Raw genomic sequence first — 12,265 nt, 5'->3', positions numbered from 1 at the left:
GGCGTCAGATGCCGGACCGGTAGCGCTTGATGTCCAAGGGGGGCTGCGTGGGATACTGGCCGGAGAAACAGGCGTGGCAGAAGCCATCCGGTCCGTCGGGGACGGCGCCGAGCATGCCATCCAGCGAGAGATACCCGAGGGAGTCAACGCCGATGGCACGGGCGATCTCGGCCACCGACATGTTGGCGGCGATCAGCTGCTCGCGCTCCGGCGTGTCGATGCCGTAGTAGCATGGACCGGTGATTGGCGGCGACGACACCCGCATGTGCACCTCGCGGGCGCCGGCGCCGCGCAGCAGCGCCACGAGGCCGCGCGTCGTCGTGCCGCGCACGATGGAATCGTCCACCATCACGACGCTCTTGCCATCGAGCACTTCGCGCACGGCGTTGTACTTCACCTTCACCTTCGCGTCGCGCCCGGCCTGCGTCGGCTGAATGAAGGTCCGCCCGACGTAGTGGTTGCGAATGAGCGCGTGCTCGAGGCGCAGCCCCGATGCCTCGGCGTAGCCGAGCGCCGCCGCGTTTGACGAGTCCGGCACCGCAAAGACGATGTCGGCGCCGGGCGCGGGCTGTTCCTTGGCCAGTTGCCGGCCGAGCGCGCGACGCGCCCGGTCCACCGACCCGCCGAAGACCTGGCTGTCGGGGCGCGCGAAGTAGATGTACTCGAAGACGCACCGGTGCAGCGGACCCGGCGCGGCGAAGGTCAGCGACCGCAGGCCGTCGGCGTCCACCGCGACGATTTCGCCGGCGCTCACATCGCGCACGATGCTGGCTCCCACGATGTCGAGGGCGCACGTTTCGGACGCAAAGACCCACGCATCGCCGAGCCGGCCAATGACCAGCGGACGCCAACCGTGCGGATCCCGCGCGGCGAGCAGCGTCGTGCCAATGACGACCACCAGCGAGAACGCGCCTTCCACGCCCGTGAGCGCATCCGCCAATTGCTCCTCCGGCTTGGCGGCGCGCGATTTCGCGATGCGGTGCACGATCACTTCGCTGTCCATGCTGGACGCGAAGATCGAGCCCTCCGCCTCGAGCGCCTCGCGCAGCTGCACGGCGTTGGTGAGGTTGCCGTTGTGCGCCAGCGCAATGTGTCCGCCGCGGAAGCGCACGAAGACCGGCTGGGCATTGTCGATCGTGCTCGTGCCGGCGGTCGAGTAGCGGGTGTGCCCGATGGCGGTCGGGCCGTCGAGCAGGGCGATCCGTTCTTCCTCGAAGCCGTCGGATACGAGTCCCATCTTGCGCACGGTCTGCGCCGTGCCGTCTTCCGATACGGAGACGATGCCGGCCGACTCCTGCCCACGATGCTGCAGCGAGTAGAGGCCGAGGTGCGTGATGCGCGCCGCGTCAGGGCTGCCCTTGATGCCAAAGATGCCGCACATCAGCGAGTCCCTCCGACCAGCGCCGGGTCTTCGGTGACGACCTCGGCGGCGGCGCGCTGCATCGCACGAGGGAGCGCGCCATGAAATGCCTGCGACAGTCGGGCCGTCGAGGCGCGGATGCCCCGGTCGCCCACCGTGATGACGAGGCCGGCGCCGGCACTGCGAACCGTCCCAATGACGGCGGCTGGCACGCCGTGCGCCTTCGCCATGGCGACCACCGCGGACGGGTCGGTGGTGGAGACGACCACACGACCCTGTGCCTCGCCGAAGAGCAGGGCGCGGAGCGGGAGCGACGACCAGGCCGACAGGTCCACCTGGGCGCCAAGCGGACGCGCCTCCCTCGAGATGCAGCACTCAGCGAGCGCCACGGCCAGGCCGCCCTCGGAGCAGTCGTGCGCCGACGCCACCTGCCCGGCGCCGATGGCGGCGAGGAGCGCGTCGACGAGCCGCTTCTCCGCCTCGAGGTTGCAGGCCGGCGGGGCGCCGGCCACCACGCCGTGCACCCACGCGAGGTATTCACTGCCGCCGAGTTCGGCGGTGTTGTCGCCGAGCAGCACGATGCTGTGTCCCTCGGCGCTGAACGGGGCGCGGGTGACATGCTTCACGTCGTCAATCAGTCCCACCATGCCGATGACCGGCGTGGGGTAGACCGCGCCCTGCGGATTCTCGTTGTACAGCGAGACGTTTCCGCCCGTCACGGGCGTTCCCAGCGCGCGGCAGGCATCGCCCATGCCAAAGACGGCCTCGCGGAACTGGAAAAAGACGTCGGGCTTCTTGGGATTGCCGAAGTTGAGGCAGTTCGTGATGGCCATCGGACGCGCGCCGGTGCAGGCCACGTTGCGCGCGGCCTCGGCAACCGCAATGCGGCCGCCGACGCGCGGGTCGAGATAGACGTAGCGGCCGTTGCAGTCGGTCTTGAGGGCAATCGCCTTGCGCGTGCCTCGAATACGAATAACGGCCGCGTCACCTTCGCCCGGGCCCATCACCGTGTTCGTGCGCACCGTCGAGTCGTACTGCGTGGTGATCCAGCGCTTGCTCGCGATCGTGGGCGACTCGAGCAGGCGCTCGAGGGTCCATGCCGGATCGGCTTCCTCGGGGCGCTCCGCAATCGCGTGCACGTCGCGCGTGCGGCGCGCCACGGCCTCGTCGGCCTCGCGCGCTTCCGGATGGTACTGCGGGCAGTCGGTGACGAGGCGCGTGCCGGGGAACTCGGCGACGATGTGGTCGCCCTCAGTCACGCGATAGACCGGCTCGGCGATGACCTCGCCAATCACCTCAGCCGTCAGGTCCCACTTGGTCAGGATCTGCTTCACGCCGTCTTCGTGCCCTTGCTTGGCGACGACGAGCATGCGCTCCTGCGACTCGCTGAGCAGGATCTCGTACGGCGTCATGCCCGGTTCGCGTTGCGGCACCTTGCGCGTGTCGATGGTGACGCCCACCTCGCCGCGCTCGGCCATCTCGGCCGACGACGACGTGAGGCCGGCGGCTCCCATGTCCTGAATGGCCACGATGTGGCCGCTGGTGATCAGCTCGAGCGACGCCTCGAGCAGCAGCTTCTCCGTGAAGGGATCGCCCACCTGCACGCGCGGGCGCTTGGCGTCGTTGGAGTCGCTCAGGTCCTCGGACGCGAAGGACGCGCCGTGGATGCCGTCGCGCCCGGTACGGGCGCCCACCGCAATGATGGGATTGCCCACGCCCTCGGCCTTGGCGCGGATCAGGTCCTCCTCGCGGAGGATGCCGACGCACATGGCGTTGACGAGGGGATTTCCCTCGTACGCCGCGTCGAACATCACATCGCCGGCGACCGTGGGAATGCCGACGCAGTTGCCGTAATCGCCGATGCCCTTGACGACGCCGCCCACCAGGTAGCGGACCCGCGGCGTGTCGAGCGACCCGAAACGGAGCGAGTTGAGCATGGCAATCGGGCGCGCGCCCATCGTGAACACGTCGCGCAGGATGCCGCCCACGCCGGTGGCCGCGCCCTGATACGGTTCGACCGCCGAGGGATGGTTGTGCGACTCGATCTTGAACGCGACGGCCAGCCCGTCGCCGATGCTGATGACGCCGGCGTTCTCGCCGGGCCCCTGCAGCACGTACGGGGCCGTGGTGGGCAGCGTCTTGAGCACCGGGCGCGAGTGCTTGTACGAGCAGTGCTCGCTCCACAGCGCCGAGATGATGCCAAGTTCGGTGAACGTGGGTTCGCGGCCAAGCATGGCGCGCAGGCGCTCAAACTCGTCGGCGGTGAGCCCGTGCTCGGCGACGAGCGCGGGGGTGATGACGGGATCGCCGGGGCGTGGAGTCGCGGTCACTTTTGGCTGAGGCCCTTCAGGAGGTCCGAAAGGAAGGTGCCGACCTTGGATTCCTGCACGTGCTCGATCATCTCGAGCTCGCCGGCATCGAGCCACACGCCTTTGCAGCTCGGACAGACGTCGATCATGATGTGGCCGTGCTTCGTCGGCTGCAGGTCGGCGCCGCACTTGGGGCACTTATTGTGCGACGCGTGGCGCTCCGCGTGCTTGCGCTCGGCGTCGAGGCGGGCGCGGTGTGCCTTGATCAGCTCGGCGTCGAGCTTGAGGAAGTACTCGTCCTCGGTGCGGGGCTTCCGGAAGTCGGCCGGACGTGGCGGCTGGAAGTCGTCCGGATGATGTGTCTTGTGATGGTCAGGCATGGCTGCACGGAAGTGGAGAGGTGAATCGGGCGGGGCGGGGAGCCGCCAGGGGGATGCGGATCAGGCGCCAGCCGGCGAGGGCTTGCGTCCCTTCAACTGGATGGTGATCGGTGCGTCGGGGGCCGCCGGCGGTGCGGTCGGCTTGGCCTTGATCGCCTCGGCGGCCGGAATCATGCGCGGCGAGGAACTCGTGCCGCTGTAGCGGCGTTTCGCCGAACGAAAGACCGCGTCAACCACCGCGCCCTTCTCGAGCACGACGACGTCATTCATGCCGCACGTGCGCTCGCAACCGTTCTTGTAGAACAGGTAGCTCGCGTCGCCGCTGCTGCGCTCGATGGCAGGCGCGCCGAGGCGCTGGACGACCACGGCCTTCGCCATGCCCGGGTCGATGACCGCCTGGGCGGCGAGCGGAGTGGCGGAGAGAAAAAGAAGTAGGAAGGCGCGTCGCATGGTCGCTCCGTTCAGGCGTGCACGGTGGCAAGGACGGACTCGAACAGCACGCGTCCGTCGGCGGAGCCGAGCAGGGGGTCGAGCGCCCGCTCGGGGTGTGGCATGAGCCCGACGACGTTGCCGGCCTCGTTTCGTACACCGGCAATGTTGTCGAGTGACCCATTCACGTTGGCGGCGTCGGTGGCCTCGCCCGCGGCATCGACGTAGCGGAAGACCACCAGGCCTTCGCCCTCGACGCGCTCGAGCGTGGACGCGTCCACGGTATAGCGTCCCTCGCCGTGCGCGATGGGCATCGTGAGTCGCTGGCCCTCCTGGCAGAGCGAGGTCCAGCGCGTGCCGCAGTTCTCGACGCGGATCGTCACCGGCATCGAGAGGAACTGCAGTCCGGCATTGCGCATGAGGGCGCCGGGGAGCAGTCCCGCCTCGCAGGCGATCTGGAAACCGTTGCAGATGCCGATCACCGGCCCGCCGCGTTGCGCATGCGCCGCGACTTCGCGCATGATCGGCGAGAAGCGGGCGATCGCGCCGGCGCGCAGGTAGTCGCCGTAGCTGAAGCCGCCCGGGAGGACGATGACGTCGCAGTCCTCGAGGTCATGCGACTTGTGCCACAGCTTCACCGCGGGCTGGCGGAGCGTCTCCGTTGCCGCGAAGACCGCATCGTCGTCGCAGTTGGATCCCGGAAAGCTGACGATGCCGAACTTCATGTGGCCGCCACTCCGGCGATGTCGAAGTCCTCGGTCACCGGGTTGGCCAGCAGGCGGGCGCACATCTCGCGCACCGCCTTCTCCGCGGCGGCGGCATCGGCCGCCGTCGCCTCGATGACGAGGTGCCGGCCGACGTGCACGTCCGTGACGGAATGGAAGCCGAGCGTGTGCAGGGCGTCGGCGACGGCCTTGCCCTGTGGGTCGAGGAGTCCCTTGCGCGGGACGATGTGAACGCTGACGCGGAATGACTTCACGGCGTGGGGCCCTCGGGCGCGCCCTGGTCGGGGCCGCCGCGCTCGCCACGATTGCGGTGGCGGCGCCGGCGGCGTTGGTAGTCGTCGGGACGGCGATGCCCCGCGGCGGCGGGAGCCAGCTCGGCATCCGTCGAGTCATCGCACTCGTCGTCGTCGTCCTTGACGTCGAAGGGCGAGTTCATGTCGAAGAGGCCCCGCACGATGGCAATGACGATGCCCGACGCCACGTACGCGACGCCGAGCGGGAAGAAGAACTGCTTCGGCAGGAAGAACATGCCGGCGATGACGGCGAGGAACACGACCACGCCGAACGCGCCGTACCAGTTGCGCAGGGAAAAGCGCGGCCAGGCCGGGTAGGGCACGTTGCTGATCATCAGGAACGCCAGCGTCACCATCAGGAAGCGCAAAATGGACTGCCACGGCAGGTCGCCGATCATGGTTTCCTGATACAGCGTCGTTTGCGAGAACCAGTAGTACGTGGCGAGCGTGCCGCCCGCGGCCGGGCTGGGCAGGCCCTGGAAGAACGTCTTGGACCTGCCCGCCTGCTCGATGTTGAAGCGCGCGAGGCGCATGACGGCGCACGCCACGTACAGCCAGACGAAAATCCAGTCCCACCCGGTGTGGTTCAGCTCGGCAAAGTACATCATCAGCGCCGGCGCCACGCCAAACGAGATCGCGTCCACCAGCGAGTCGAGCTCCTCGCCAAAACGGCTGCCGGTGTTCGTGGCGCGCGCAATGCGACCGTCGAACATGTCGGCGAACGCGGCGATGATGATGTACCAGCCGGCGCGCACGTGCTCGCCGCGCGCCGCCGCCACGATGGCAAAGATGCCGAAGAACAGGCTGCCCAGCGTGAAGCCGTTGGGGAGCATCACGAGCGACGGGCGTGGGATGCTGGGGCGGCGCATCAGGGCAGCTCCGCGATGATGGTGGTCCCGGCCGAGGTATGGTCGCCGAGCTTCACGCGCGGCGTGCTGCCGACGGGCACATAGACGTCGACGCGCGAGCCGAAGCGAATCAGGCCGAAGCGCTCGCCCTGGTCCGCCTGGTCGCCGGGCCGGCTGTACGTGACGATGCGGCGGGCGATCAGCCCGGCAATCTGGCGCACGAGCACGCGGTGGGCGCCGCTCTCTAGGCCCACCGAGGACTGCTCGTTCTCGAGCGACGCCTTGTCCACCGCGGCGTTGAGGAACTTGCCGGGATTGTAATGCGTGTACGCGACGCGTCCGCTCACCGGATAGCGGTTCACGTGCACACTGAAGACGTTCATGAAGATGGCAATCCGGATGGCGCGGCCGTGCATGAAGGCGGGTTCATCCACCTCCATGACTTGCACGACCTTGCCGTCCGCCGGCGCGATGACGAGGCGCGGACCGCGCTCACCGGTGCGCTCCGGATCGCGGAAGAAGTAGGCGACCCAGAGCGCGATCAGGACGAAGACCACCGCGCCGGACGTCAGCAGCGGCCGCGGCCAGCGGAACGCGGCGGCGACCACCGCCAGGGCGAGGACGGCGGCGGCCCACATGAACGGCAGCCCTTCGCGGGCAAATCTCATTGCAGCGCGCTCGTGTCCAGGGGAGATCCGGTGATCCGGCGGAAGGCGTCGAGATAGCGTTCGCTCGTCGCGGCGACCACTGCGCTCGGAAGGGTCGGGGGCGGCGCATTGCCGTCCCAGCGTCCGGCGCGTCGCTCGCCGTCCAGCCAGTCGCGCAGCGGCTGCTTGTCGAAGCTGGGCTGCGAGCGGCCCGGGGCATACTGATCGGCGGGCCAGAACCGGGAGCTGTCGGGCGTCATGACCTCGTCGATCAGGAGGATGCGTCCATCCGGCGCGCGCCCGAACTCGAACTTCGTGTCGGCGATGATGATGCCTCGGGTGGCCGCGAGGTCGCGGCCGCGCTCGTAGATGCGGCGCGCCAACCGCTCCAGCGTGCCGGCCACGTCGTCGCCGACGGTGCCCCGCATCCGGTCGACCGTGATGTTCTCGTCATGTCCCGATTCCGCCTTGGTCGCCGGCGAGAAGACGGGGCGGGGAAACGGCGAGCTTTCCTGAAGGCCCGTCGGGAGTGCTTCGCCGGCGAGCGTGCCGGACGCCTGGTACTCCTTCCAGGCCGAGCCGCTGATGAACCCTCGCACGACGCACTCGATGGGGAAGACGTCGGTGCGACGGCCGAGCATCGCGCGCCCGCGCAGTTCCCGCGCATGCGGGGCCAGCACGGGCACCTGCCGCACGATCTCGGCGGCGTCCACGCTCAGCATGTGATGCGCCACTTCGTCCTCGAACTGGCGCAGCCACCACGCGGTGATCTGGGTCAGCACGGCGCCCTTGAACGGCACGAGTTCGTGCATCACGACGTCGAAGGCGCTCACCCGGTCGCTCGCGACCAGCAGCAGCCGGTCGTCGCCCACCGCGTAGACGTCGCGCACCTTGCCGCGGCGCACGAGCGGGAGCGGCAGGTCGGTGGTGCCCACCAGCGTCGGGGTCATACGCGCACCTCCTCGCGTCCGGCCTCGACGGTGCCGGCGGCGGCCAGCCGCGGCTGCACCACTTCGGCCAGGAACTCCGTCACCTGCTGCGCCGAGCGCCCCGTGAAGCGGGCGGGATCGAGCGCGTCACGCAGGTCGGCGATGGCCACCGGATACGCCGGATCCGCCGCGAGCCGGTCGAGCATGTCGTTGGGCACGCCGTCGTCCTTCATGGCGCGCGCGGCGGCGATGCTGTGCCCGCGAATCACTTCGTGCACCGCCTGCCGGTCGGCCCCCGCCCGGACGGCCCGCACGATCAGCTCTTCCGTTGCCATGAACGGGAGTTCATCGGCCAGCCGGCGGCGGATGCGCGCCGGGTGCACCTCGAGGCCGCGCACCACGTTCTCCATCAGGATCAGCAGCGCATCCGTGGCCAGGAACGCCTCGGGCACCGCGAGCCGGCGATTGGCCGAGTCGTCGAGCGTGCGCTCGAAGTACTGCACGCTGTGCGTCTGGTTGGCGTTGGGCGCGAGCGACAGCACGAAGCGGCTGAGCGAGTTGATGCGCTCGCTCCGCATCGGGTTGCGCTTGTACGCCATGGCCGACGATCCGATCTGCTCCTTCTCGAACGGTTCCTCGATCTCGCCGAAGGCCTGCAGCAGCCGCATGTCGGACGCGAACTTCGCCGCGCTCGCCGCCACCCCGGCCAGCGCGTCGAGCACCTGCGCGTCGAGCTTGCGCGTGTACGTCTGGCCGGTCACCGGCAGCGAGTGCGCGAAGCCCATCGCGCGCGTGACGCGCTGGTCCAGTTCGCGCACCTTCTGGTGATCGCCGCCGAAGATCGACAGGAAACTCGCCTGCGTGCCGGTGGTGCCCTTCACGCCGCGCAGCGGCAGCGTCGCCACGCGATGGTCGAGGTCGGCAAGGTCGAGCACGAGATCCTGCATCCACAGCGTCGCGCGCTTGCCCACCGTCGTGGGCTGGGCGGGCTGGAGATGCGTGTATCCGAGGGCCGGCTCGTCCTTCCACCGCTCGGCGAACGCCGCCATTTCCCGCAGGATCGCGATGACCCGCGCGCGCAGCAACTCGAGTCCACGACGCATCAGGATGAGGTCGGCATTGTCCGTGACGAAGGCCGACGTGGCGCCGAGGTGGATGACGCCGCGCGCCGCGGGCGCCGCATCGCCAAACGCGTGCACGTGCGCCATCACGTCGTGCCGGAAGCGCTTCTCGTTTGCCGCCACCGCGGCGAAGTCGATGTCGTCCAGGTGCGCGCGCATGTCGGCCAGCGCGGCCTCGGGAATGTCCGCGCCCAGCGCGCGCTCCGACTCAGCCAGTGCCAGCCAGAGCCGGCGCCACAGGCCGTAGCGCGACGACGGCGACCAGAGCTGCAGCATGGCCGCCGAGGCGTAGCGCTCGGCCAGCGGAGAACTCCACGTCGCGGAATCGGTCATCGGATCTGGAAGTCGATGGGATACAGGAAACCGCCGCGTTCGATGATCATCCGGATGGGGCCACGTCCCGTCATCGACTCGAGCAGGCGCCCGGCCTGCTGCGCATCGGTGACCGGCGAGCGGTTGACCTGCACAATCACGTCGCCCGCTTGCAGGCCCAGCTCCTCGGTGACGCGGGTCGAAATGCGATAGACCACGGCCCCCGCGCCGCTGCGAATGCCCCGTTCGCTGCGAATGGCCGGCGTGAGGGACACCAGCTCGATCTCCTTGAGCACGGAGACCTTCTGTGCGGCCACTTCCGGCAGGTCGGCGATGCGGACGGTGACCGCGCGTTCGCGCCCCGCGCGCCGGATGCGCACGTCGGCCTGCTCGCCCACCCGCATCTCGAGGAGTTCGGCTTCCCAGTCGTACGCGTTGCGCACGACGCGGTCGCGCGACTGCACGATGATGTCGCCCGCCTGCAAGCCGGCCGATGCGGCCGGCGAGCCCGGCGTGACGGTGCGGATGATCGCGCCGCCGCGCAGCGCGTCGCGGTTGTTCTGCTGCGGCAGCTCGATCTTCACGCCGATCCACGGACGGCGCACCGTGCCGTGCGCCAGCAGGTCCTCGGTGACGCGCTTGGCGCGGTCGATGGGAATGGCAAAGCCAAGTCCCACCGAACCGCCGGTGGGCGTGTAGATGGAACTGTTGACGCCAATCACCTCGCCCGCGGCATTGATGAGCGGTCCGCCGGAGTTGCCGGGGTTGATGGACGCGTCCGTCTGGATCATGTCCACGTAGACGCCCTGGCCCTCGCTCTGACCCACGAGGTTGCGGCCGGTGGCGCTGATGACGCCGGCGGTGACCGAGGGTTCGGAGTTGCCGAGCAGGAAGCCGTAGGGATTGCCGATGGCCACCACCCACTCGCCGATCAGGAGGTCGCGTGATCCACCGAGCGGCGCCGTCGGGAGGTTCTTCGCCTCGATCTTGAGCACCGCCAGGTCGTTCATCTCGTCAATGCCGACGACTTTGGCGGGATAGGTGGTTCCGTCGCGCAGCGCCACGCTCACGTTCGACGCGCCCGAGACGACGTGGGCATTGGTGACGATCACCCCGTTCGGCTCGGTGATGAAGCCAGAGCCGATGCCCGATCGCGTCTGCGTTCCGCCCTGGTTGTTGCCGAAGAAGAAGGCGAACGGGTCGACCGGGGAGCGGAAGACCGTTTCCGTCTGCACGGTGACCACCGCCGGGGCGACGCGCGCCACGGCTTCGGTGATGGCGGAGCGGCGCGACTGCGCGATCTGCACGTTGGCGTCGCGGCGCGCGGTGACGCCCTGCGCCGCCGAATGCGAGGGCGCGGCGCCCTCGCAGGCCAGCAGGAGGGCGAAACAGAACGGAGTGAGGCGGCGCATGCTCATCGGGGGCGGCGGGGCTTGGGACGGCGGCTGATCTCGCCGAGGAACCGGTCGAAGCCGCGGTCCGTGAGGGGGTGCTGCAACAGCGCCTTGAGCACGTCGGTGGCGACCACGGCGCCGTCGGCGCCAGCCGTCAGCGCATCGGTGAACGCGCGGGCGCTCGCCGGGCCGGCGGCAATGATGTCACACTCGAAGCCGAAGCGGTCGAAGATGACCCGCGACTCGGAAATGGCGAGCGTCGGGTCGTCACCCACGTGCGCCGCCGCGTCCACCGCGATGGTCACGAGCGAGGCGCCGGCCTTGGCGGCCAGCGTGGCCTGCGCGGCGTTGTGCACCAGGGTTGCCGCGACGCGCACTCCCTCGGCGCTCAGCCGCTTGATGGCGGGGAGGGCGTCCTCCACCAGCGGGATGGCGACGATCACCTGCTCGGCGAGCCGCGTGAGCTCACGGGCGCCCTTGTAGAGGTCGTCGCGGTTGACGGCGCGGGCGGAGGCGATGACGGGGAGCGGGACCGCGGACGAGAGCTCCTGGACGAGTTCGCGCGGGTCGGCGTTGGGGAGCTGCGAGGCGATGACGGCCGGCGTCGCGACGATGCCATCGATCAAGCCGGCGGCGAACGCCCAGCGAACTTCATCGAGGGCGACGGAAGCGTGGAAGATGCGCATCAGGCGGTGAGGTACAGGGCGGCGGGATAGGTGACCTGCTCGAGGCACAGTCCGCAGGCAGGCGCCGGCGGTGAAACCTCATCGTTGGCAGCGGCGGCGAGCAGCGCGATGAAGTCGTCGCGCGGGCGCTGGTGCGTGGCGACCTCGACCATCGTGCCGACGAGGAAGCGCACCATGTGGTGCAGGAAACGATTGGCCTCGACGTCGAAGACCATGCCGCCCGGCACCACGCGCCAGCGCGCGAAGCGAACTTCGCAGCGATGGTCGTCATCGTCCGGCGCCGTGCCACGAACCGCGAACCCGAAGAACCGATGCTCCCCGAGCAGCGCGGCCGCGCACCACGCCAGCGCGTCGCCATCGAGGGGCTTCGCCACGGGCCACTCCCATCGCCGCCGAAAGGGCGATTGGGCTGCCTCGTCGAGCCCCACTGAATAGCTATACCGCCGACTGGTCGCGCTGTACCGCGCGTGGAACTCCGGCTGCATCTCGTGCACCGCCGCTACAAAGACGTCGTCGGGAAGCTGCGCATTGAGCACATGCCTCAGGCGATCGGGCGTCCAGTGCGCCGGTACTTCCACTGCCGCCGCCTGGCCGCGGGCATGCACGCCCGCGTCCGTCCGGCCTGCGCCCGTCACCCGCACCGCGCCGCCGCAGAGGCGGACCAGAACGGACTCGAGGGTTCCCTGCACGGTTCGCGTCTCCGGCTGCACCTGCCACCCGGAAAAGTCGGTGCCGTCATAGTGCAACACGAGCTGGAGCACGCGTCCCGCCATTGCGAAAAAGATACTCCGCGACACAGGCTCGATCAAGGAAAAGAGGTACGGCCCAACCG

At 69.3% G+C, this 12,265-nt stretch carries 13 protein-coding genes; all 13 read right to left on the bottom strand.

Translation table 11 applies throughout. The features are described from left to right. Nucleotides 1–4 precede the first annotated feature (4 nt). The 13 genes from purF to truA are packed head-to-tail and all read right to left on the bottom strand — an operon-like array spanning nt 5 to nt 12,206. The gene (purF, locus tag VGJ96_06810; protein HEY3286817.1) at nt 5–1,381 is read right to left on the bottom strand and encodes an amidophosphoribosyltransferase; all 1,377 of its coding nucleotides are present in this window, start codon (nt 1,379–1,381) and stop codon (nt 5–7) included. Next, nucleotides 1,381–3,690, bottom strand: a complete 2,310-nt coding sequence (gene purL, locus VGJ96_06805; GenBank protein ID HEY3286816.1) for a phosphoribosylformylglycinamidine synthase subunit PurL — start codon at nt 3,688–3,690, stop codon at nt 1,381–1,383. Before purL ends, purF begins: the two co-directional genes overlap by 1 nt. Beyond that, on the bottom strand, nt 3,687–4,049 hold the full coding sequence (locus VGJ96_06800; GenBank protein ID HEY3286815.1) for a zf-TFIIB domain-containing protein: 363 nt from the start codon (nt 4,047–4,049) through the stop codon (nt 3,687–3,689). The genes purL and VGJ96_06800 overlap by 4 nt, the downstream gene beginning before the upstream one ends. 60 nt (nt 4,050–4,109) lie before the next feature. Continuing rightward, nucleotides 4,110–4,499 (bottom strand): hypothetical protein, encoded by a 390-nt coding sequence (locus VGJ96_06795; GenBank protein HEY3286814.1) that lies wholly within the window; start codon nt 4,497–4,499, stop codon nt 4,110–4,112. 11 nt (nt 4,500–4,510) lie between these two features. Beyond that, nucleotides 4,511–5,203: a phosphoribosylformylglycinamidine synthase subunit PurQ gene (gene purQ / locus VGJ96_06790; protein HEY3286813.1), complete on the bottom strand. Its 693-nt coding sequence runs from the start codon at nt 5,201–5,203 to the stop codon at nt 4,511–4,513. Further along, nucleotides 5,200–5,457, bottom strand: a complete 258-nt coding sequence (gene purS, locus VGJ96_06785) for a phosphoribosylformylglycinamidine synthase subunit PurS (GenBank protein ID HEY3286812.1) — start codon at nt 5,455–5,457, stop codon at nt 5,200–5,202. Before purS ends, purQ begins: the two co-directional genes overlap by 4 nt. Next, on the bottom strand, nt 5,454–6,365 hold the full coding sequence (pssA, locus tag VGJ96_06780; GenBank protein HEY3286811.1) for a CDP-diacylglycerol--serine O-phosphatidyltransferase: 912 nt from the start codon (nt 6,363–6,365) through the stop codon (nt 5,454–5,456). The genes purS and pssA overlap by 4 nt, the downstream gene beginning before the upstream one ends. Then, entirely contained in the window at nt 6,365–7,012 is a 648-nt protein-coding gene (locus tag VGJ96_06775) for a phosphatidylserine decarboxylase family protein (GenBank protein HEY3286810.1), read from the bottom strand. Before VGJ96_06775 ends, pssA begins: the two co-directional genes overlap by 1 nt. Next, entirely contained in the window at nt 7,009–7,941 is a 933-nt protein-coding gene (locus tag VGJ96_06770; protein ID HEY3286809.1) for a phosphoribosylaminoimidazolesuccinocarboxamide synthase, read from the bottom strand. The genes VGJ96_06775 and VGJ96_06770 overlap by 4 nt, the downstream gene beginning before the upstream one ends. Continuing rightward, the gene (gene purB, locus VGJ96_06765) at nt 7,938–9,374 is read right to left on the bottom strand and encodes an adenylosuccinate lyase (protein ID HEY3286808.1); all 1,437 of its coding nucleotides are present in this window, start codon (nt 9,372–9,374) and stop codon (nt 7,938–7,940) included. Before purB ends, VGJ96_06770 begins: the two co-directional genes overlap by 4 nt. Continuing rightward, entirely contained in the window at nt 9,371–10,771 is a 1,401-nt protein-coding gene (locus tag VGJ96_06760; GenBank protein ID HEY3286807.1) for a trypsin-like peptidase domain-containing protein, read from the bottom strand. Before VGJ96_06760 ends, purB begins: the two co-directional genes overlap by 4 nt. Next, complete coding sequence (locus VGJ96_06755) at nt 10,768–11,433, bottom strand: transaldolase family protein (protein ID HEY3286806.1); 666 nt, start codon at nt 11,431–11,433, stop codon at nt 10,768–10,770. The genes VGJ96_06760 and VGJ96_06755 overlap by 4 nt, the downstream gene beginning before the upstream one ends. After that, nucleotides 11,433–12,206 (bottom strand): tRNA pseudouridine(38-40) synthase TruA, encoded by a 774-nt coding sequence (gene truA, locus VGJ96_06750; protein HEY3286805.1) that lies wholly within the window; start codon nt 12,204–12,206, stop codon nt 11,433–11,435. The genes VGJ96_06755 and truA overlap by 1 nt, the downstream gene beginning before the upstream one ends. Nucleotides 12,207–12,265 lie beyond the last annotated feature (59 nt).

It is taken from the genome of Gemmatimonadaceae bacterium, assembly GCA_036504815.1.
Taxonomy (GTDB): Bacteria; Gemmatimonadota; Gemmatimonadetes; order Gemmatimonadales; family Gemmatimonadaceae; genus PNKL01.
The sequence above is the reverse complement of the archived record's forward strand: the minus strand, read 5'-3'. Positions and strand labels throughout refer to the sequence as shown.

Coding starts and splice junctions, on each gene's coding strand:
- purF (HEY3286817.1), bottom strand. CDS start 1,381: ATGTGCGGCATCTTTGGCATCAAGGGCAGCCCTGACGCGGCGCGCATC.
- VGJ96_06800 (HEY3286815.1), bottom strand. CDS start 4,049: ATGCCTGACCATCACAAGACACATCATCCGGACGACTTCCAGCCGCCA.
- VGJ96_06795 (HEY3286814.1), bottom strand. CDS start 4,499: ATGCGACGCGCCTTCCTACTTCTTTTTCTCTCCGCCACTCCGCTCGCC.
- purQ (HEY3286813.1), bottom strand. CDS start 5,203: ATGAAGTTCGGCATCGTCAGCTTTCCGGGATCCAACTGCGACGACGAT.
- pssA (HEY3286811.1), bottom strand. CDS start 6,365: ATGCGCCGCCCCAGCATCCCACGCCCGTCGCTCGTGATGCTCCCCAAC.
- VGJ96_06775 (HEY3286810.1), bottom strand. CDS start 7,012: ATGAGATTTGCCCGCGAAGGGCTGCCGTTCATGTGGGCCGCCGCCGTC.
- VGJ96_06770 (HEY3286809.1), bottom strand. CDS start 7,941: ATGACCCCGACGCTGGTGGGCACCACCGACCTGCCGCTCCCGCTCGTG.
- purB (HEY3286808.1), bottom strand. CDS start 9,374: ATGACCGATTCCGCGACGTGGAGTTCTCCGCTGGCCGAGCGCTACGCC.
- VGJ96_06760 (HEY3286807.1), bottom strand. CDS start 10,771: ATGAGCATGCGCCGCCTCACTCCGTTCTGTTTCGCCCTCCTGCTGGCC.
- VGJ96_06755 (HEY3286806.1), bottom strand. CDS start 11,433: ATGCGCATCTTCCACGCTTCCGTCGCCCTCGATGAAGTTCGCTGGGCG.
- truA (HEY3286805.1), bottom strand. CDS start 12,206: ATGGCGGGACGCGTGCTCCAGCTCGTGTTGCACTATGACGGCACCGAC.